This is a genomic window from Citrobacter sp. CK189 (genome assembly GCF_030333505.1).
Classification (GTDB): Bacteria; Pseudomonadota; Gammaproteobacteria; order Enterobacterales; family Enterobacteriaceae; genus Citrobacter_B; species Citrobacter_B koseri.
Window position 1 is genome coordinate 439,563 of sequence record NZ_JAOWFV010000040.1, and the last position, 18,166, is coordinate 457,728.

Below are 18,166 nucleotides of genomic sequence, written 5' to 3' on the forward strand. Positions count from 1 at the left end.
GGGGGGGACTTGAACCCCCACGTCCGTAAGGACACTAACACCTGAAGCTAGCGCGTCTACCAATTCCGCCACCTTCGCATACCATCGATTCTTAAAAAGAATCGCTACCACGGAGGCGCATTCTAGTGGTTTTCAGCTTTTCGTCAATAGTTAATTACGCAGGATGGATTGATTGCTGCAAAAATGGGCGCTAACCGCAGGCCGGATAAGCGAAGTGCCATCCGGCATCCGCAAACCATGCCGGATGGCGGTGCAGGCACCTTATCCGGCCTACGATGACCACTCTACTTCTTCGCCTGGCGCGTCATCACCGTGCGGTAAACTTTAAAGCGCCCGGTTTGCGCAATCACTTCGTGGAAGCCAAACGTTTCATCCAGCACTTTCGGGTAAGGCAGGAAAGCGTTAGCCACGATACGTAACTCACCGCCGCTGTTGAGGTGGCGAACCGCGCCGCGAATCAGCGTCTGCGCGGCATCCAGGCTGGTTTGTATTCCATCGTGGAACGGCGGGTTAGAGATGATCATATCAAAACGCCCTTTTACGTCAGAAAAGACGTTACTGGCGAATACCTCACCCTCAACGCCGTTTGCCGCAAGCGTTGCGCGACTGGCCTCAACGGCAGGCGCGGAAACATCACACAGGGTTAAACGCACTTTTGGCGAGTGGCTGGCTAAGGCCGCAGAGAGCACGCCTGCGCCGCAACCGACATCCAGCACTTTGCCTTTGGTATGTGGCGTCAGCGTGGAAAGCAGCAACTGGCTGCCGACATCCAGACCGTCGCGGCTGAAAACGCCGGGCAGCGTTTTGATGGTCAGATCGTTAATGCGGTACTCGCCCCAGTATTTTTCCGCATCAAAGACAGGCTGTTTTTCCAGACGGCCATGATACAGCCCGCAGCGGCGCGCGCTGTCGATTTTGTTCAGCGGCGCGTAGTCGGCCAGCATTTGCTCTGCGCTGCGAACGCCGCTACGGTTTTCGCCCACCACGAAGATGTCGGTGCCGAGCGGCAGCAGCGACAGGATATTCATCAACTGGAACTGGGCTTCAGGTTTATTTTTCGGCCAGTAGTAGATCAGCGTGTCGCAGTCCGCGACGTCGTCAGCGTGGGCGACCAGGCTAAAGCGCGCCTTCTCGCCCATCAGCTGGCTTAACAGCTGCCAGTGGTGGAATTGTTGCGTATGCACGCGGCTGGCGGCGCTTTCGAAGCGGGCTGGCAGGTCATCCTGCAAATCTCCGGCAAACAGAATACGGCTTTGTTCGAAATCATCACTGTGGCGCAGCAAGACTTCACTTGCCGGGGTAAAAGCAGACATGAAAGGTTCCTCTATTGTTCCTGGCGGCGATTATAGTTGTTTGTTGGCGCAGTTTCGACGAATTTGCTATATTTGCGCCCCTGACAGACAGGAGCGTTTCGCTATGACATCCCGACGAGACTGGCAATTACAGCAACTGGGCATTACCCAGTGGTCGCTGCGTCGCCCTGGCGCGCTACAGGGGGAAATCGCGATTTCCCTTCCGGCGCACGTTCGTCTGGTGGTCGTGGCGGAAGAATTACCGGCGCTGACCGAACCCTTGATGAGCGATATTTTGCGCGCATTGACCGTCAGTCCCGACCAGGTATTACCGTTGACGCCTGACCGCGTCGCCATGCTGCCGGAAGGCAGCCGGTGCAACAGCTGGCGGCTGGGTACTGAAGAGCCTTTGCTGCTGGAAGGCGCTCAGGTGACAAGTCCTGCGTTTAATGAATTACGGGCAAACCCAACGGCACGCGCCGTACTATGGCAACAAATTTGCGCATATGAACACGATTTCTTCCCTCAATCCGACTGATTTACCTGCTGCGTTTCTGATTGAAAAACGCGCCCATGCGTTTCCGTGGAGTGAAAAAACCTTTGCCAGCAATCAGGGCGAACGTTACCTCAACTATCAACTGACGGTCGGCGGAAAGATGGCGGCGTTCGCGATTACGCAGGTGGTGCTGGATGAGGCGACGCTGTTCAATATTGCGGTCGACCCGGATTTTCAGCGTCGGGGGCTGGGGCGAGAACTGCTGGAACATCTGATTGATGAACTGGAAAAACGCGGCGTCCTGACGTTATGGCTGGAGGTGCGCGCCTCAAATGCCGCCGCCATCGCACTCTATGAAAGTTTAGGTTTTAATGAGGCAACGGTGCGCCGTAATTACTACCCGACGGCTGACGGGCGTGAGGACGCGATAATCATGGCATTGCCAATCAGTATGTAAGACAAGGTGGAATGATGAAGTGGGACTGGATTTTCTTTGATGCCGACGAAACGCTGTTTACGTTTGACTCGTTTACCGGCTTGCAGCGGATGTTTCTCGACTATAGCGTCACCTTTACCGCTGAAGATTTTCAGGACTACCAGGCCGTCAATAAACCGCTGTGGGTGGATTATCAGAACGGCGCTATCACTTCGCTTCAGCTTCAGCGCCAGCGCTTTGTCGGCTGGGGCGAGCAGCTGAACGTCCCGCCTGAAGAGTTAAATGATGCGTTTATGAATGCTATGGCGGAGATTTGCGCACCGCTGCCGGGTGCGGTTTCGCTGGTTAACGCCCTGCACGGTAAGGTGAAGATGGGCATCATCACCAACGGATTCACCTCATTGCAGCAAATTCGCCTTGAACGAACAGGGCTTCGCGATCGTTTTGATCTGCTGGTTATTTCTGAAGAAGTGGGCGTGGCAAAGCCCGATCCGCGCATCTTTGATTACGCGCTGGAGCAGGCGGGCAGCCCTGACCGTTCTCGCGTGTTAATGGTCGGCGATACCGCAGAGTCTGATATTCTCGGCGGCATGAACGCCGGGCTTTCCACCTGCTGGTTGAATGCGCACCATCGCGAGCAGCCTGCGGGCATTGAACCGACCTGGACCGTGGCGTCATTAAGCGAACTGGAGCAACTCCTGTGTAAACACTGATTGCCTCCCCCCCGTTGATGGGTAAAATAGCCGCAATTTTTCGTATTCAACATGCGTGGTCAGACGCCGCGCTTACTCAAGAAGATTGAACTATGACGTTGTCTCCTTATTTGCAAGAGGTGGCTAAGCGCCGCACTTTTGCCATTATTTCTCACCCGGATGCCGGTAAAACCACTATCACTGAGAAGGTATTGCTGTTCGGACAGGCTATCCAGACTGCCGGGACGGTAAAAGGCCGTGGCTCCAGCCAGCATGCAAAATCTGACTGGATGGAAATGGAAAAGCAGCGTGGTATTTCTATTACCACGTCGGTAATGCAGTTCCCGTATCATGATTGCCTGGTCAACCTGCTGGACACCCCCGGGCACGAAGACTTCTCGGAAGATACCTACCGCACGCTGACGGCGGTGGACTGCTGTCTGATGGTGATTGACGCGGCAAAAGGCGTCGAAGATCGTACCCGTAAGCTGATGGAAGTAACCCGCCTGCGCGATACGCCGATCCTCACCTTTATGAACAAACTCGACCGTGACATCCGCGACCCGATGGAGCTGCTGGATGAAGTTGAGAACGAGCTGAAAATCGGCTGTGCGCCGATCACCTGGCCGATTGGCTGCGGGAAGTTGTTCAAAGGCGTCTATCACCTTTATAAAGACGAAACTTACCTGTACCAGACCGGTAAAGGCCACACCATTCAGGAAGTGCGCATTGTAAAAGGTCTGGATAACCCGGAACTTGACGCTGCCGTAGGGGAAGACCTGGCGCAGCAGCTGCGCGACGAGCTGGAACTGGTGCAGGGCGCGTCCAACGAGTTCGACCATGAACTGTTCCTGGCAGGTGAAATCACCCCGGTCTTCTTTGGTACAGCGCTGGGTAACTTCGGCGTTGACCATATGCTGGATGGCCTGGTGGAGTGGGCGCCTGCGCCGATGCCGCGCCAGACCGATACCCGGACGGTAGAAGCGAAAGAAGAGAAGTTCACCGGCTTCGTGTTTAAGATTCAGGCCAATATGGACCCAAAACACCGTGACCGCGTGGCGTTTATGCGAGTGGTCTCCGGTAAGTACGAGAAAGGCATGAAAATGCGCCAGGTACGTATCGGCAAAGACGTGGTGATTTCTGATGCGCTGACCTTTATGGCGGGCGACCGTTCTCACGTTGAAGAGGCGTATCCGGGCGATATTCTGGGCCTGCACAACCACGGCACCATTCAGATCGGCGACACCTTCACTCAGGGCGAAATGATGAAGTTCACTGGTATACCGAACTTCGCGCCGGAGCTGTTCCGTCGTATCCGCCTGAAAGATCCGCTGAAGCAAAAACAGCTGCTGAAAGGGCTGGTTCAGCTGTCTGAAGAAGGCGCGGTACAGGTGTTCCGTCCGATCGCCAACAACGATCTGATCGTGGGCGCTGTCGGCGTGTTGCAGTTTGACGTGGTGGTTGCCCGTCTGAAGAGCGAATACAACGTTGAGGCTATCTATGAGTCCGTCAACGTCGCCACCGCACGCTGGGTTGAATGTACTGACGCGAAGAAATTCGAAGAGTTTAAGCGTAAGAATGAAGTTCAACTGGCGCTGGATGGCGGTGATAACCTCACCTATATCGCACCGACAATGGTTAACCTGAACCTGACGCAGGAACGCTATCCTGACGTTCAGTTCCGTAAAACGCGCGAGCACTAATTGTCCCTCCAGGGCGCGTCATCCGGCGCGCCCTGTTACTTTCCCTGCCTTTTTAACCGCTTGCGGAATGTTCTTAAATCCCTCAGTTTTTCTTATGGTTGCTTGTTTTTTAAGCGTATCAGCAAGCGATTTTGCGATTGTGAACTATATTTAACAAAGTGATGACATAAATGACGACTTTTAACACTGTTCAATGCGTGAATACTGGTTGTTAAGGCCGTCATTTATCTTGTCTGCGATATTAATAACTGAATAAAGATGGGATTAGCGCCGCGATTCTGCATAAGTATGTTGATTGTGACGGCTGCCATCCATACAGGAATGAATCGATGACGACGACAAGACTGAAGATTTCTAAAACTCTCCTGGCCGTAATGTTGACCTCCGCTGTTGCGACCGGTTCTGCATTTGCGGAAACCTCTACGCTGGATAAGGCACAGTCCAGCGCAGAAAGCGCGGGACAGAAAGTCGATAGCTCTATGAATAAAGTCGGTAACTTCATGGATGACAGCGCCATCACCGCAAAAGTGAAAGCGGCGTTGGTGGATCATGAAAGTATTAAGAGCACCGATATCTCGGTCAAAACCGATAACAAAGTGGTGACATTAAGCGGCTTTGTTGAAAGCCAGGCTCAGGCTGAAGAAGCCGTGAAAGTGGCGGAAGGCGTTGAGGGTGTGACCTCCGTCAGCGACAAACTGCATGTTCGCGACAGCAAGTCCGGCACGATGAAAGGCTATGCCGGGGATACGGCCACTACCAGCGAGATCAAAGCGAAACTGTTGGCGGATGACATCGTGCCTTCCCGCAAAGTGAAAGTCGAAACCACCGACGGCGTGGTGCAGCTCTCAGGAACCGTAGATTCTCAGGCGCAAATCGACCGTGCTGAAAGTATCGCAAAAGCGGTTGATGGTGTGAAAAGCGTCAAAAATGACCTGAAAACTCAGTAATTCGTCTTAATTCGCCCTCCCGACGTTTGTCGGGAGGCGCAATGTACACCACACTAAAAATATCGCGAATGAGCAACCTGAACGCTCATATCAAGCGGTCGACATTAACTATGGTAAAGGAGAAGCTTATGTTTCGTTGGGGCATTATATTTCTGGTTATCGCGTTAATTGCCGCCGCTCTGGGTTTTGGTGGACTGGCAGGCACCGCGGCAAGCGCAGCGAAAATTGTCTTCGTCGTCGGGATTGTCCTGTTCCTGATCAGCCTGTTTATGGGCCGTAAACGACCCTAGCACGTCACCCGTAATACCCATGATTCATGCTAAGCCAGTCTATCGGACTGGCTTTTACGGTTTTAGCTATCGCGAATTTGCGTTACTTTGTCATTCTATAAAATAAAACACAGGAAGGCAGAGGTGGGGCAGCGAATACCCGTGACGCTCGGCAATATTGCGCCATTATCATTAAACGCGTTCCGACCAGGCCGAATGGCTCTGGTGTGCGAGGGCGGGGGGCAGCGGGGAATCTTTACCGCTGGCGTGCTGGATGAGTTTATGCGCGCGAAGTTCAATCCGTTCGACCTCTACCTCGGCACCTCTGCCGGGGCGCAAAACCTTTCTGCCTATCTCTGTAACCAGCCCGGCTATGGGCGCAAAGTTATTATGCGTTACACCACGAAGCGGGAGTTCTTCGACCCGGTGCGTTTTGTTCGCGGGGGGAACCTGATCGATCTCGACTGGCTGGTGGACGCGACATCCGGGCAGATGCCGCTGGCGATGGACACCGCCGCGCGTCTGTTTGATAGCGGAAAATCCTTCTATATGTGCGCCTGTCGTGGGGATGACTACACGGCGAACTATTTCTCGCCGACGAAGCAAAACTGGCTCGATATTATTCGTGCGACCAGCGCGATTCCGGGGTTCTACCGTACAGGCGTGGCGCTGGATGGCATCAATTATCTGGACGGCGGGATCAGCGATGCGATCCCGGTACAGGAGGCGGCAAAGCGTGGCGCGAAAACGATTGTGGTGATCCGCACGGTGCCTTCGCAAATGTACTATACGCCGCAGTGGTTTAAGCGCATGGAGCGCTGGCTGGGGGAGAGCAGTTTGCAGCCGCTGGTGAATCTGGTACAGCACCACGAAACCAGCTATAGCGCCATTCAGCGTTTTATTGAGAAGCCGCCGGGTAAGCTGCGTATCATTGAAATCTACCCGCCGAAACCGCTGCAAAGCATGGCGTTGGGCAGCCGTCTTCCTGCGCTGCGTGAAGATTACAAAATCGGACGCCTGTGCGGGCGCTATTTTCTGGCGACGGTGGGGAAACTGCTGACGGAGAAACCGCCGCTCTCCCGCCACACGCCGAAGATTGTCATTCCTGGCCCGGTGGTGGTGCCTCCGGCGGCGGTGGCCAACGATATGCACGTAGCAACGGTCAGCGGCGCGGCGCAGGCCAACGACACTACCTTCAATAATGAGGATCTGGCGTGAGTTGCCGATTTATCGACACGCATTGTCATTTTGATTTTCCGCCTTTCACCGGTGATGAAGCGGCCAGCATTCAGCGTGCCGCTGATGCGGGGGTTGGCAAAATCATTGTTCCGGCGACGGCTGCGGCCTGTTTTTCACGCGTGCTGGCGCTGGCGGAACGCTTCCCGCCGCTGTTCGCGGCGCTGGGGCTGCACCCCGTGTTTATTGAGCAGCACGCAGATGACAGTCTGGATCGCCTGCAACAGGCGCTGGATCAACGCCCGCAGAAAGTCGTGGCGGTAGGGGAGATCGGGCTGGATCTTTACCGCGATAATCCTCAGTTCGATGAGCAAGAGCGGCTCCTGGAGGCGCAGCTTAAACTGGCGAAACGCTACGATCTGCCGGTGATCCTTCACTCGCGTCGCACCCATGACAAGCTGGCGATGCATCTCAAACGCCACGCCCTGGCGCGAACCGGGGTGGTACACGGTTTTTCCGGCAGTCTGCAACAGGCGGAACGCTTTGTTCAGTTAGGCTACAAAATTGGCGTTGGCGGCACGATTACTTATCCGCGCGCCAGTAAAACGCGTGATGTGATGGCGCAACTGCCGCTGGATGCATTGCTGCTGGAGACCGACGCGCCGGATATGCCGCTAAATGGTTTTCAGGGGCAGCCAAACCGCCCGGAACAGGCGGCACGGGTATTCAGCGAGCTGTGCGCGCTACGCGATGAACCCTCTGAGGTGATCGCCGAAACGCTGTATCGCAATACGGCGGCGTTATTTCGTCTCTGATTGCCGGATAAGGCGCAGCCGCCATCCGGCGATTCATAAATATAAAGCTGGGAAAATCAGGTTATGCACCCCGTGCGCCCATAATGCGTTTGCCAGCTGTTGCACGTCGTCAGGCGTTGCGCCCGGCCACGTTTTTGCTTCGCCATACACCCCATGTGCATGGAAAGCGTTTAACCGGACGGGAATATCGCCCAGACGGGAGATAAACGCGGCCAGCGGCGCTATCTGTTGCAGGTAATCCACCTGACCAGGAATCACCAGCAGCCGTAACTCGGCCAGCTTGCCATGCTCCGCCAATATCCTGATGCTGTGCTTGATCTGCGCGTTATCCCGCCCGGTAAGACGCTGATGGCAGGCGCTATCCCAGGCTTTTAGATCGAGCATTGCGCCATCACAAACGGGCAGCAGTTTCTGCCAGCCGGTTTCGCTCAACAGGCCGTTGCTGTCGACCAGACACGTCAGCGTACACAGCTGCGGATCGGCCTTGATCGCGGCAAACAGCGCGCAAATAAACGGTAACTGGGTGGTGGCTTCGCCCCCGCTGACGGTGATGCCTTCAATAAATGGCGACGCCTTACGGATATGGTCCAGCACTTCATCGACGCTCATCGTCTGCGCCATCGGCGTGGCCTGCTGCGGGCACATCCGCAAACAGGTATCGCACTGCTCGCAGACGTCAGCCTGCCATACCACTTTCCCCGCGCTGAAGCCCAGCGCCTGATGAGGGCACTGGGGAACGCACTCGCCGCAGTCGTTGCAGCGCCCGATCGTCCACGGATTATGGCAATTCTTACAGCGCAGATTGCACCCTTGTAAGAACAGAGCCAGACGACTGCCGGGGCCGTCCACGCAGGAGAACGGTATGATTTTACTGACTAAACACTTCATCCTTCGAACTGCCTCTTTGTTGGCTGCACTTATTCACCCCAGTCACGTACTACGTGTACGTGACTGGGGGTTCATTCGCTTGCCGCCTCGATGCCTCTCGAATGATTTTGCGTTAGGAAGCGCATCTGCTGTTCATGACTTATTACGCGTGCTTGTCGTTCCAGAATGCGCGTATTGCGCGCGGCTTCTTCCCCCAGCCAGGTGGTGTTTGTTCGCGATCCTTCGGCACGATATTTTTCCAGATCTGACAGGCGCACCATATACCCGGTGACGCGCACCAGATCGTTGCCGCTGACGTTGGCGGTAAACTCCCGCATGCCGGCCTTGAATGCGCCCAGACAAAGCTGCACCAGCGCCTGAGGATTCCGCTTGATGGTTTCGTCCAGCGTCAGGATGTCGCTGATCCCGGCATGGTAGTGCGCATGGTGGGGGGCGACGGTTTGCAGGTGGGTAATGGGGTCAGGTTCATCGCCGTACGGTAAACGCGCGCCCGGCGTCGTACCGATATCGGAGCTGATGCCTGACTGGGCATGCAGCATTGCCCGCTGTTTCCAGCCATGCTTAACGGGCGTGTTTGCGACGAAATCGGCCAACTGCGCGCTGATGCGATAGCCCAGCGCATTGGCCGCGTCGTCTTTCCCGTAGCGCGCGTTCATCCCCGCGTTTTCACACAGCAGGTTTACCGCTTCGGCCAGGCCATACATCCCAAACATCGGTACAAAACGTCCGGGATCAAGCAACCCTTCCTGCACCAGGAAGCTATTCTCAAAGAAATGTGATTGTTCATAGAGGAAGTCACATCGGGCATCAATGATGGCGATCTGCTGCTGGCAGTAGTGCGGTAGCGTGCGCGTAAAGAAGTCATCGACAGAGGTGCTGCGCTCTGCAACGGCTTTCAGATTGATCCTGACCAGCGTGCTGCCGCCGCCCGCAAGCGGCAGAGAGTTGTAACAACTGACGACGCCATATTGACCTTTTGTGAAAATTTTATCATTTACCGGGCCATTAGAAATATGCGGTTTGCTGCATTCACAAATGTTTTTAGCGACATCAAGCAGTAAATCATCCGGTGTGATATCGGGATCGTAGATAAACGTCAGGTTAGGTGAAACCTGCTTTAACTCAGCATCGGCACGTAAAATAGCGCGGGTGACAGGCGTGTCGGCCGGGCCAATATTGGCATGCATAAAGGCGTCCGGCAGCGTTCTGTCGAGATAGCGCCAGAAACGTTTTATTCGAATATCGATCTCGTCTTGTGTTAGAATTTTAACATACGGCTGCAACAGCGCATCCAGTTGCCCCAGATAGACCGGCATCGATGTTACGGAAGGAACGTGATGGTAGAGGATGGTCAGCAAAGATAGTGCGTCATCCAGATCTTTTGCGCCTTCCAGCTCCAGCCACTGTGAGCCATTAGCCAGAAAACGGGCGTAATCGGGCAAAACATAACGAGGTTTGAACGGGGCATGACCTTCGAACATATCGCAGATAACCCCGTCGTCCAGCGCCTGGCGAGCCTCTGCGGGCAAGGCCGGATAAGGCAAAGCGTTTTCAGCTTCCAGCGCCAGAAAATGACGTTTTTGTTCGGGGCTGAGCACCGGACTGGTCACAATTTGCTGGCAACGATGTTGCAGCGCGGTTTCGCATGAAGTGGGCATCTTCGTTTCCTTTTTGTGCCGAAGGTTAAGCGCCATTGTAGGAAGTTGCGTGATGATGGCTTTTGATCAGGATGCGCCTGTTGCCCACTCGCGAGGCCGGGAAAGGTCATTTATTTGAAGTGGATCTCGTTACAGTAATGCAAATTTGTACGTAGTTTTCATTAACTGTGATGTATATCGAAGTGTAATGGCGAGCGGATGTTAGAATACTAACAAACTCGCAAGGTGAAATTTTATACCGGCGATGAGCCAGGAGAATGTAATGACTGATTTAACCGCAAGCAGCCTGCGTGCGCTGAAACTGATGGACCTGACCACCCTGAATGACGACGACACCAATGAAAAAGTGATCGCGCTGTGTCATCAGGCGAAAACCCCGGTTGGGAATACTGCCGCTATCTGCATCTACCCGCGTTTTATTCCGATTGCGCGTAAGACTCTGAAAGAGCAGGGCACGCCGGATATCCGCATTGCGACCGTCACCAACTTCCCGCACGGTAATGACGACATTGACATCGCGCTGGCAGAAACCCGCGCGGCCATCGCGTACGGCGCGGACGAAGTTGACGTGGTATTCCCGTACCGCGCGCTGATTGCTGGTAACGAGCAGGTGGGCTTCGATCTGGTGAAAGCCTGTAAAGACGCCTGTGCGGCGGCAAACGTGCTGCTGAAAGTGATCATCGAAACCGGTGAGCTGAAAGAAGAAGCGTTAATCCGTAAAGCGTCTGAAATTTCCATCAAAGCTGGTGCGGATTTTATCAAAACCTCTACCGGTAAGGTTCCGGTTAACGCAACGCCGGAAAGCGCACGCATCATGATGGAAGTGATCCGCGATATGGGGGTTTCCAAAACCGTTGGTTTCAAACCGGCTGGCGGCGTGCGTACCGCTGAAGATGCACAGCAGTTCCTGGCCATTGCTGACGAACTGTTTGGCGCTGACTGGGCGGATTCCCGTCACTACCGTTTCGGCGCATCCAGCCTGCTGGCAAGCCTGCTGAAAGCGCTGGGCCACGGGGACGGCAAGAGCGCAAGCAGCTACTAAGCCTTATATTGCCGGAGTTGTAGTGACGTAGGCCGGATAAGGCGCAGCCGCCATCCGGCATCAATACGACTGCCGGGTGGCGCGTTGCTTACCCGGCCTACAATGGCCTTCTACTCTTTTCCCCTGGGGGTTACCGTGTTTCTCGCACAAGAAATTATTCGTAAAAAACGTGATGGTCATCCGTTAAGCGACGAAGAGATCCGCTTCTTTATCAATGGTATTCGTGATAACACCATCTCTGAAGGGCAGATTGCCGCTCTGGCGATGACCATTTTCTTCCACGATATGTCGATGCCTGAGCGTGTGTCGCTGACCATGGCGATGCGAGATTCAGGAACCGTTCTGGACTGGAAGAGTCTCAACCTTAACGGCCCCATTGTCGACAAACACTCCACCGGCGGCGTGGGTGATGTGACTTCGCTGATGCTTGGCCCTATGGTGGCGGCCTGCGGCGGCTACATTCCGATGATCTCCGGGCGCGGCCTCGGTCATACCGGCGGTACGCTCGACAAACTGGAAGCGATCCCGGGATTTGATATTTTCCCTGACGACAACCGTTTCCGCGAAATCATTAAAGACGTGGGTGTGGCGATTATTGGGCAGACCAGTTCGCTCGCACCGGCGGATAAACGTTTTTACGCCACCCGCGACATTACCGCGACGGTGGACTCCATCCCGCTGATCACCGCTTCAATCCTCGCGAAAAAACTGGCGGAAGGGCTGGATGCACTGGTGATGGACGTGAAAGTGGGCAGCGGCGCCTTTATGCCGACCTACGAACTCTCTGCCGCGCTGGCTGAAGCCATCGTTGGCGTTTCCAACGGTGCAGGCGTGCGCACAACTGCGCTGCTCACCGACATGAATCAGGTGCTGGCCTCCAGCGCCGGTAACGCCGTCGAAGTGCGCGAAGCGGTGCAGTTCCTGACAGGTGAATACCGCAACCCGCGTCTGTTCGACGTCACGATGGCGCTGTGCGTGGAGATGCTGATCTCCGGCAAGCTGGCGAAAGATGACGCTGATGCGCGAGTGAAACTACAGGCGGTGCTGGATAACGGCAAAGCGGCGGAAATCTTTGGTCGCATGGTAGCGGCACAGAAAGGGCCGAGCGATTTCGTTGAAAACTACGCGAAATACCTGCCGACGGCGATGCTCAGCAAAGCCGTCTATGCCGATACTGAAGGTTTTGTATCCGCGATGGACACTCGCGCGTTGGGCATGGCGGTGGTCTCAATGGGCGGCGGTCGTCGCCAGGCGTCGGACACCATTGATTACAGCGTCGGCTTTACCGACATGGCGCGTCTGGGCGACAGCGTTGACGGGCAGCGTCCGTTGGCTGTTATCCACGCCAAAGATGAAGCCAGCTGGCAGGAAGCGGCGAAAGCCGTCAAAGCGGCAATCAGCCTTGACGACAAAGCGCCTGAAATTACACCGACAGTCTATCGTCGTATTACCGAATAGCTGTATACTGATCTGATCGCTTTTTTGCAGCGCAAGATGTATGGAGAACAAGATGAAACGTGCATTTATTATGGTGCTGGACTCCTTTGGTATTGGTGCAACTGAAGATGCGGATCGCTTTGGCGACGTAGGTTCAGATACCCTGGGCCATATTGCAGAAGCCTGCGCCAGGGGCGAGGCCGACAATGGCCGTAAAGGCCCACTGAATTTGCCTAACCTGACCCGCCTGGGTCTGGTGAAAGCGCATGAAGGTTCTACCGGTAAAATTGCTGCGGGTATGGACGGCAATGCGGAAGTGATTGGCGCGTACGCGTGGGCGCACGAGCTCTCTTCCGGTAAAGATACCCCGTCTGGTCACTGGGAAATTGCGGGTGTTCCGGTTCTGTTTGACTGGGGCTACTTCAGCGACCACGAAAACAGCTTCCCGCAGGAACTGCTGGATAAGCTGGTAAAACGCGCCAACCTGCCGGGTTATCTCGGTAACTGTCACTCTTCCGGTACGGTCATTCTGGATCAGTTGGGCGAAGAGCATATGAAAACCGGTAAACCGATTTTCTATACCTCCGCTGACTCCGTATTCCAGATCGCCTGCCATGAAGAGACCTTTGGGCTGGATAAACTGTACGAGCTGTGCGAAATCGCCCGTGAAGAGCTGACCGAAGGCGGCTACAACATTGGCCGCGTTATCGCGCGTCCGTTTATCGGCGATAAGGCCGGTAACTTCCAGCGTACCGGCAACCGTCACGATCTGGCCGTTGAACCGCCAGCGCCGACCATCTTGCAGAAACTGGTCGACGAGAAAAAAGGGCACGTGGTTTCCGTTGGTAAGATTGCGGATATCTACGCCAACTGCGGCATCACCAAAAAAGTGAAAGCCACCGGCCTGGACGCGCTGTTCGATGCCACCCTTAAAGAGATGAAAGAAGCGGGCGACGAGACGATCGTCTTTACCAACTTTGTTGATTTCGACTCCTCCTGGGGGCATCGCCGCGACGTAGCAGGCTATGCTGCGGGTCTGGAGCTGTTTGACCGTCGTCTGCCGGAACTGATGGAACTGGTCGGTGAAGATGACATTCTGATCCTGACCGCCGACCACGGTTGCGACCCGACCTGGACCGGTACGGACCATACTCGCGAGCACATTCCGGTGCTGATTTATGGCCCGAAAGTGAAAGCGGGCTCGCTCGGTCACCGTGAAACCTTCGCGGATATCGGTCAGACGCTGGCAACGTACTTCGGTACGTCGTCGATGGACTACGGCAAAAACATGCTGTGATGCAATTGCCCGGTGGCGCAGGCTTACCGGGCCTACGGTTTTGTAGGCCTGATAAGGCGTAGCCGCCATCAGGCAATAACAACGAGATAAGGATAAAAGATGGCAACTCCACATATTAACGCAGAAATGGGTGATTTCGCTGACGTCGTTTTGATGCCGGGCGACCCGTTGCGTGCGAAGCACATTGCTGAAACTTTCCTTGAAGACGTGCGTGAAGTGAACAACGTTCGCGGCATGTTAGGTTTCACCGGGACGTACAAAGGCCGTAAGATCTCCGTCATGGGTCACGGTATGGGTATCCCGTCCTGCTCCATCTATACCAAAGAGCTGATCACCGATTTCGGTGTGAAGAAAATCATTCGTGTCGGTTCCTGTGGTGCGGTACGCAACGACGTGAAACTGCGCGATGTGGTGATTGGTATGGGTGCCTGCACCGATTCCAAAGTTAACCGTATCCGCTTCAAGGATCATGATTTTGCAGCGATCGCTGACTTTGACATGGTGCGCAACGCGGTAGATGCGGCGAAAGCGCTGGGTGTTGACGCGCGCGTGGGCAACCTGTTCTCCGCCGATCTGTTCTATTCTCCTGACGGCGAAATGTTCGACGTGATGGAAAAATACGGCATCCTGGGCGTGGAAATGGAAGCGGCGGGTATCTACGGCGTAGCGGCTGAGTTTGGTGCGAAAGCGCTGACCATCTGCACCGTGTCTGACCATATCCGTACTCACGAGCAGACCACTGCTGCTGAACGTCAGACGACCTTCAACGACATGATCAAAATCGCGCTGGAATCTGTTCTGCTGGGCGATAAAGAGTAAAAAAAGAAGGGGCAGTTTGCCCCTTACGCCTGATGGCGCTTCGCTTATCAGGCCTACAAAATATTTTACGTGATTTGTAGGTCGGGTAAGGCCTGGCCGCCACCCGACATAAATGCTGCACAATCCTTTGTCAGCACTCTGAAGGGGCAGTTTGCCCCTTTTTCCTGCCTGTTTATTTACCGCCCTTTGGCGATTAATGCGTTAGCAACTCCCAGCTTAAATTACTCTCCATCTCAGTATTGTCGCTGACGTTACGGAACTGCTTTTCGTTCAGCACTGGCGTTAGCGTTAACGTAAAGTTCAACTGCTGCCCGCGCGCGGCTTCATTGTTCTCGATAGCGATAATGGCTTCATTATTGTGCAGCAGCTGTGTATCGGCATGGCCGTCTGCGGGAATGAACTCATTGCGATCGGTTGTTTTCCCGATCATATAGCTGCGACCATCCAGTATCATTTGGCTGGCTTTCAACGCCAGCCCTCCGCCGTTACCGAAAAGAAATCGCCCTTGTGGGCCTGCGGCGCCATGTACAAATAGCGCCATCACCTGTGGTTGCGGGCAATAGATGCTGACATTGATATCGCGCGAGGGCATTTTAAACCAGTTTTGCTGTGAGCCGACGTTGTCATTTCGCTGCATCGGGGGAAAGGCTACGGTAGCGCGAGAGAGCGATACCTGGCAGTTCTCGTCTGCCCATGCTATGCGTGACCCCAGCGCTGCTAACGTACATACTGCAATGATCCACTTTCCGTATGACTTCATTGGCAAATACCCTCCGCCGTTTCGTAAAACGCCTCTTTATTCTGCACATTGCTTAATGTGTAAGTGATTTTGCAGATACGGTTCATATTGTCATCAACGCTATAGAGCGTTGGCGTTTCGTCAATATTGCTAATAAAGACGCGGCCGCTGTCCACTGCGCTGACCAGGTAGTTTCCTTTTTCATCAACAACAGACGTGCCTTTAGGAAGCCAGGAGCCATCCTGCTGTTTTATCTTCAGCATGACGCGACGGGTGTTTAGCACGTTAAAATCCAGGTCGCTGACGGTGGCATGAGCGGGCACCAGTAGCTTTGTTCCGTTAGCCAGATCCATATTTTTGGGCAGCGTATTTGCATTCACCTCAATACGTGACTTACGCCACTCCGTCAGTCCTGGCACCACGGCCTGCCCCCAGAAATCTGTCCAGACCGGGCCTTGTGGCGTTGCGATTTCGATGCCGCTTTCCGGTTCGCTCAGGTGGGCAATGCCAAAGGTATCTTTAATGGTATAGGGGGAGAAGGTTACCCCCTGGCGATGCAGGGCAATGCCGCCCGACAGCATTGCGCTGTAGGTACGCTGATCGTCATTGTTGGTTGTTGCGCCAACGCTCATCTGCGTGTAGTGCAGGTTGCTGTTGATGTTGCCGTTGAGAGTGTTGAGATCGTTTCCGATATCGCGATCCGCCGAAACGGAATAGCTGGTATTGTCGCTGAGAGGGCCACTGCTGCGTAAGCCATATGTCGTTCGGTCGCCCTGATTACGCATATATGCGTTAATCGACTGTGACTGGAAAGGAATGTTGAGGTTGATGTAAAACACATCATCGTCATAGTTGTCATCGTTGATGTCGTCATTATCGTTATCGTTGCTAACAGAGTGCTGCCAGTTCACGTTTATTGACGCGTATTTAAATGTTTTTCCCCATGAAAGACTCACGTAACTGGAGTCTTCATAATCATCCGTGGCCTGATTATAGCTATAGGCTAACGAGAAGGTTCCTGCTGTTCTGCCGCTCCAGTTTACATTGGCGCTATAGCTGCTTTGATAGCTTGCGCTGTCGTCGTCCATCGCCTCGGACAACTCACGATAGTCGTCAGAATAACGTGCGGTGCTGACCCCAACAGAGACATGGCCGGGAAGTGTCAGCTGGTTTTGAATTTCCGCCTTTATACCGCTGCGCGTATCGCCGAAGGATTCGCGGCTGCCCAGCAGACTGGCAAATACTTGCCATTTCTCGTTTGAACTCCACTCCAGCATTGCACCGCTTGCCTGATAATCCTCGGCAAGAACCCCCGCCGCCAGCAAACTTGTTTGTGGGGTAAGGCGCCAGCCGTCTGAAATGTTATATACCCAGGGGTCGCTGTAATCGCTGTCGACGTTGCGCACCTGGCCTACTGACATCATAAGCCCTTGTGGTCGCGGAAGGCCGTTCAGGTTGATTGAGGAGGCAGGTACGATGAAACTGGTTGTGACGTTGTCGGTTTCGACGATGCTGACCTGAAGATCGGCGTTATTTAACAGGATGGGGACATTGTCCAGCCTGAATGCCCCCGCGTTTACCAGCGTGGAATAAACAAGCTGCCCCGCCTGGCGGACTTCTACTCGCGCCTGGTTCGTGCGGGCAATCCCCGTCACGGTGACGCCTGAATTATCAGAGGTCATGCTGGACTCGGGGAGTAACTGAATGCCGCTGAGGGATGTTCCAGAAAACAGCGCCGATCTGGAGCTGATCTGCCCAACCTGGACACGCATCTGTTGCGCTTCAAAAACGTGTTCGCCATAAGTGAATAAATTTTTAGCGCTGCGATCGCCGTCAGAGTCCAGCAGAAAATAGCGGCTGCGCAATGCCCAGTTGGCCAGATTGGCGCCCGCTTCGAGATCGCCCTGCGTGTAGTTATGGCTGTCGCCGCCGTTGTATTCATTTCGCGTGGAAAACAGGCTGTAGTTGAGCAGCCCGGCGCTGCCGCCGTGGCTATAGTTTTTCTCCCGGGACGCGCTATTTTCCAGTGCGTCGGGCGGGACAGTTAACTCCAGCATCTCCTTACCGGGAAGGGACTTTATGACGGCGGAGGGATAATCTTTTTGCAGGTCATGACAGTGTTCTTGCAGGGAAATCCCCAGAGGACGTAGCCCGATCGCTGTCAGAAAATCGTCATCTACGCAGAGTTGCCCTTGTTCGTCAAATTTGGCGCCCAGCGAACCTTTTTCTGACCCGTTTACGTTGATTAGAACGCTATGTACACCGGGCAAAAAACGCGGCTCTTCTGCGAAGTAATTTGCGATATTTTTACTGATGCCGCGCGTATTGAGTATATCGGTACTGAACGTTACCTCACGGGCTAACGCCGTTGAGGTTAATAACGTACATGAATATAACGCGATCTGAATATGGCGAGACAGCAGGTTGATTCCTTTCATATACACTTACTTTGTCCCCGTT

The 18,166-nt window shown here is 54.4% G+C and carries 17 protein-coding genes; 12 read left to right on the forward strand and 5 right to left on the reverse strand.

Going from position 1 to position 18,166, the window contains the following annotated elements; genetic code table 11:
* Positions 1-284: 284 nt before the first annotated feature.
* On the reverse strand, positions 285-1,313 hold the full coding sequence (rsmC, locus tag OGV83_RS20405; RefSeq protein WP_047459087.1) for a 16S rRNA (guanine(1207)-N(2))-methyltransferase RsmC: 1,029 nt from the start codon (positions 1,311-1,313) through the stop codon (positions 285-287).
* A 103-nt stretch (positions 1,314-1,416) separates the two neighbouring features.
* Between rsmC and OGV83_RS20410 the strand changes: the two genes are divergently transcribed.
* The 8 genes from OGV83_RS20410 to OGV83_RS20445 all read left to right on the forward strand — a co-directional run bounded on the left by OGV83_RS20410 (position 1,417) and on the right by OGV83_RS20445 (position 7,826).
* Positions 1,417-1,830 (forward strand): DNA polymerase III subunit psi, encoded by a 414-nt coding sequence (locus OGV83_RS20410; protein ID WP_286464519.1) that lies wholly within the window; start codon positions 1,417-1,419, stop codon positions 1,828-1,830.
* Positions 1,799-2,245: a ribosomal protein S18-alanine N-acetyltransferase gene (rimI, locus tag OGV83_RS20415; RefSeq protein WP_012134203.1), complete on the forward strand. Its 447-nt coding sequence runs from the start codon at positions 1,799-1,801 to the stop codon at positions 2,243-2,245. The genes OGV83_RS20410 and rimI overlap by 32 nt, the downstream gene beginning before the upstream one ends.
* Positions 2,246-2,259: 14 nt before the next feature.
* Positions 2,260-2,937, forward strand: a complete 678-nt coding sequence (gene yjjG, locus OGV83_RS20420) for a pyrimidine 5'-nucleotidase (protein ID WP_286449884.1) — start codon at positions 2,260-2,262, stop codon at positions 2,935-2,937.
* A gap of 92 nt (positions 2,938-3,029) precedes the next feature.
* A complete protein-coding gene (gene prfC, locus OGV83_RS20425) occupies positions 3,030-4,619 on the forward strand; it encodes a peptide chain release factor 3 (protein ID WP_012134201.1) in 1,590 nt (529 codons plus the stop codon).
* Between the two features lie 329 nt (positions 4,620-4,948).
* On the forward strand, positions 4,949-5,566 hold the full coding sequence (gene osmY / locus OGV83_RS20430; protein WP_047459081.1) for a molecular chaperone OsmY: 618 nt from the start codon (positions 4,949-4,951) through the stop codon (positions 5,564-5,566).
* 128 nt (positions 5,567-5,694) lie between these two features.
* Positions 5,695-5,856 carry a DUF1328 domain-containing protein gene (locus OGV83_RS20435; protein WP_047459078.1) on the forward strand — a complete coding sequence of 54 codons (162 nt, stop codon included), beginning with the start codon at positions 5,695-5,697 and terminating at the stop codon, positions 5,854-5,856.
* Positions 5,857-5,979: 123 nt separating this feature from the next.
* Positions 5,980-7,053, forward strand: coding sequence for a patatin-like phospholipase family protein (locus tag OGV83_RS20440; protein WP_047459075.1), 1,074 nt, complete (start codon positions 5,980-5,982; stop codon positions 7,051-7,053).
* Positions 7,050-7,826, forward strand: a complete 777-nt coding sequence (locus OGV83_RS20445; RefSeq protein ID WP_115182023.1) for a metal-dependent hydrolase — start codon at positions 7,050-7,052, stop codon at positions 7,824-7,826. Before OGV83_RS20440 ends, OGV83_RS20445 begins: the two co-directional genes overlap by 4 nt.
* A gap of 33 nt (positions 7,827-7,859) precedes the next feature.
* Here the strand turns inward: OGV83_RS20445 and OGV83_RS20450 are convergent, their stop codons facing one another.
* Both OGV83_RS20450 and OGV83_RS20455 read right to left on the reverse strand, forming a co-directional pair.
* Positions 7,860-8,714, reverse strand: coding sequence for a YjjW family glycine radical enzyme activase (locus OGV83_RS20450; protein WP_286464521.1), 855 nt, complete (start codon positions 8,712-8,714; stop codon positions 7,860-7,862).
* A gap of 71 nt (positions 8,715-8,785) precedes the next feature.
* Positions 8,786-10,372 (reverse strand): YjjI family glycine radical enzyme, encoded by a 1,587-nt coding sequence (locus OGV83_RS20455; RefSeq protein ID WP_024130734.1) that lies wholly within the window; start codon positions 10,370-10,372, stop codon positions 8,786-8,788.
* A gap of 262 nt (positions 10,373-10,634) precedes the next feature.
* On the opposite strand from OGV83_RS20455, the gene deoC reads away from it, so the two are divergent.
* The 4 genes from deoC (at position 10,635) to deoD (ending at position 14,967) form a co-directional block, all read left to right on the forward strand.
* A complete protein-coding gene (deoC, locus tag OGV83_RS20460) occupies positions 10,635-11,414 on the forward strand; it encodes a deoxyribose-phosphate aldolase (protein WP_024130733.1) in 780 nt (259 codons plus the stop codon).
* Between the two features lie 135 nt (positions 11,415-11,549).
* Complete coding sequence (deoA, locus tag OGV83_RS20465) at positions 11,550-12,872, forward strand: thymidine phosphorylase (RefSeq protein ID WP_024130732.1); 1,323 nt, start codon at positions 11,550-11,552, stop codon at positions 12,870-12,872.
* Positions 12,873-12,924: 52 nt separating this feature from the next.
* Complete coding sequence (gene deoB, locus OGV83_RS20470; protein ID WP_200076040.1) at positions 12,925-14,148, forward strand: phosphopentomutase; 1,224 nt, start codon at positions 12,925-12,927, stop codon at positions 14,146-14,148.
* A 99-nt stretch (positions 14,149-14,247) separates the two neighbouring features.
* Positions 14,248-14,967: a purine-nucleoside phosphorylase gene (deoD, locus tag OGV83_RS20475; RefSeq protein ID WP_114847984.1), complete on the forward strand. Its 720-nt coding sequence runs from the start codon at positions 14,248-14,250 to the stop codon at positions 14,965-14,967.
* 193 nt (positions 14,968-15,160) lie between these two features.
* Here the strand turns inward: deoD and OGV83_RS20480 are convergent, their stop codons facing one another.
* Both OGV83_RS20480 and OGV83_RS20485 read right to left on the reverse strand, forming a co-directional pair.
* The gene (locus OGV83_RS20480; RefSeq protein ID WP_112001216.1) at positions 15,161-15,727 is read right to left on the reverse strand and encodes a DUF1120 domain-containing protein; all 567 of its coding nucleotides are present in this window, start codon (positions 15,725-15,727) and stop codon (positions 15,161-15,163) included.
* A complete protein-coding gene (locus tag OGV83_RS20485) occupies positions 15,724-18,144 on the reverse strand; it encodes a fimbrial biogenesis outer membrane usher protein (protein WP_115182020.1) in 2,421 nt (806 codons plus the stop codon). The genes OGV83_RS20480 and OGV83_RS20485 overlap by 4 nt, the downstream gene beginning before the upstream one ends.
* Positions 18,145-18,166 lie beyond the last annotated feature (22 nt).

Excerpts from the sequence above, each read along its gene's own strand:
- OGV83_RS20485 (WP_115182020.1), bottom strand. The coding sequence starts at position 18,144 with ATGAAAGGAATCAACCTGCTGTCTCGCCATATTCAGATCGCGTTATAT.
- deoD (WP_114847984.1), top strand. The coding sequence starts at position 14,248 with ATGGCAACTCCACATATTAACGCAGAAATGGGTGATTTCGCTGACGTC.
- deoC (WP_024130733.1), top strand. The coding sequence starts at position 10,635 with ATGACTGATTTAACCGCAAGCAGCCTGCGTGCGCTGAAACTGATGGAC.
- OGV83_RS20410 (WP_286464519.1), top strand. The coding sequence starts at position 1,417 with ATGACATCCCGACGAGACTGGCAATTACAGCAACTGGGCATTACCCAG.
- rimI (WP_012134203.1), top strand. The coding sequence starts at position 1,799 with ATGAACACGATTTCTTCCCTCAATCCGACTGATTTACCTGCTGCGTTT.
- OGV83_RS20435 (WP_047459078.1), top strand. The coding sequence starts at position 5,695 with ATGTTTCGTTGGGGCATTATATTTCTGGTTATCGCGTTAATTGCCGCC.
- OGV83_RS20455 (WP_024130734.1), bottom strand. The coding sequence starts at position 10,372 with ATGCCCACTTCATGCGAAACCGCGCTGCAACATCGTTGCCAGCAAATT.
- osmY (WP_047459081.1), top strand. The coding sequence starts at position 4,949 with ATGACGACGACAAGACTGAAGATTTCTAAAACTCTCCTGGCCGTAATG.
- OGV83_RS20480 (WP_112001216.1), bottom strand. The coding sequence starts at position 15,727 with ATGAAGTCATACGGAAAGTGGATCATTGCAGTATGTACGTTAGCAGCG.
- rsmC (WP_047459087.1), bottom strand. The coding sequence starts at position 1,313 with ATGTCTGCTTTTACCCCGGCAAGTGAAGTCTTGCTGCGCCACAGTGAT.
- OGV83_RS20450 (WP_286464521.1), bottom strand. The coding sequence starts at position 8,714 with ATGAAGTGTTTAGTCAGTAAAATCATACCGTTCTCCTGCGTGGACGGC.
- prfC (WP_012134201.1), top strand. The coding sequence starts at position 3,030 with ATGACGTTGTCTCCTTATTTGCAAGAGGTGGCTAAGCGCCGCACTTTT.
- yjjG (WP_286449884.1), top strand. The coding sequence starts at position 2,260 with ATGAAGTGGGACTGGATTTTCTTTGATGCCGACGAAACGCTGTTTACG.
- deoB (WP_200076040.1), top strand. The coding sequence starts at position 12,925 with ATGAAACGTGCATTTATTATGGTGCTGGACTCCTTTGGTATTGGTGCA.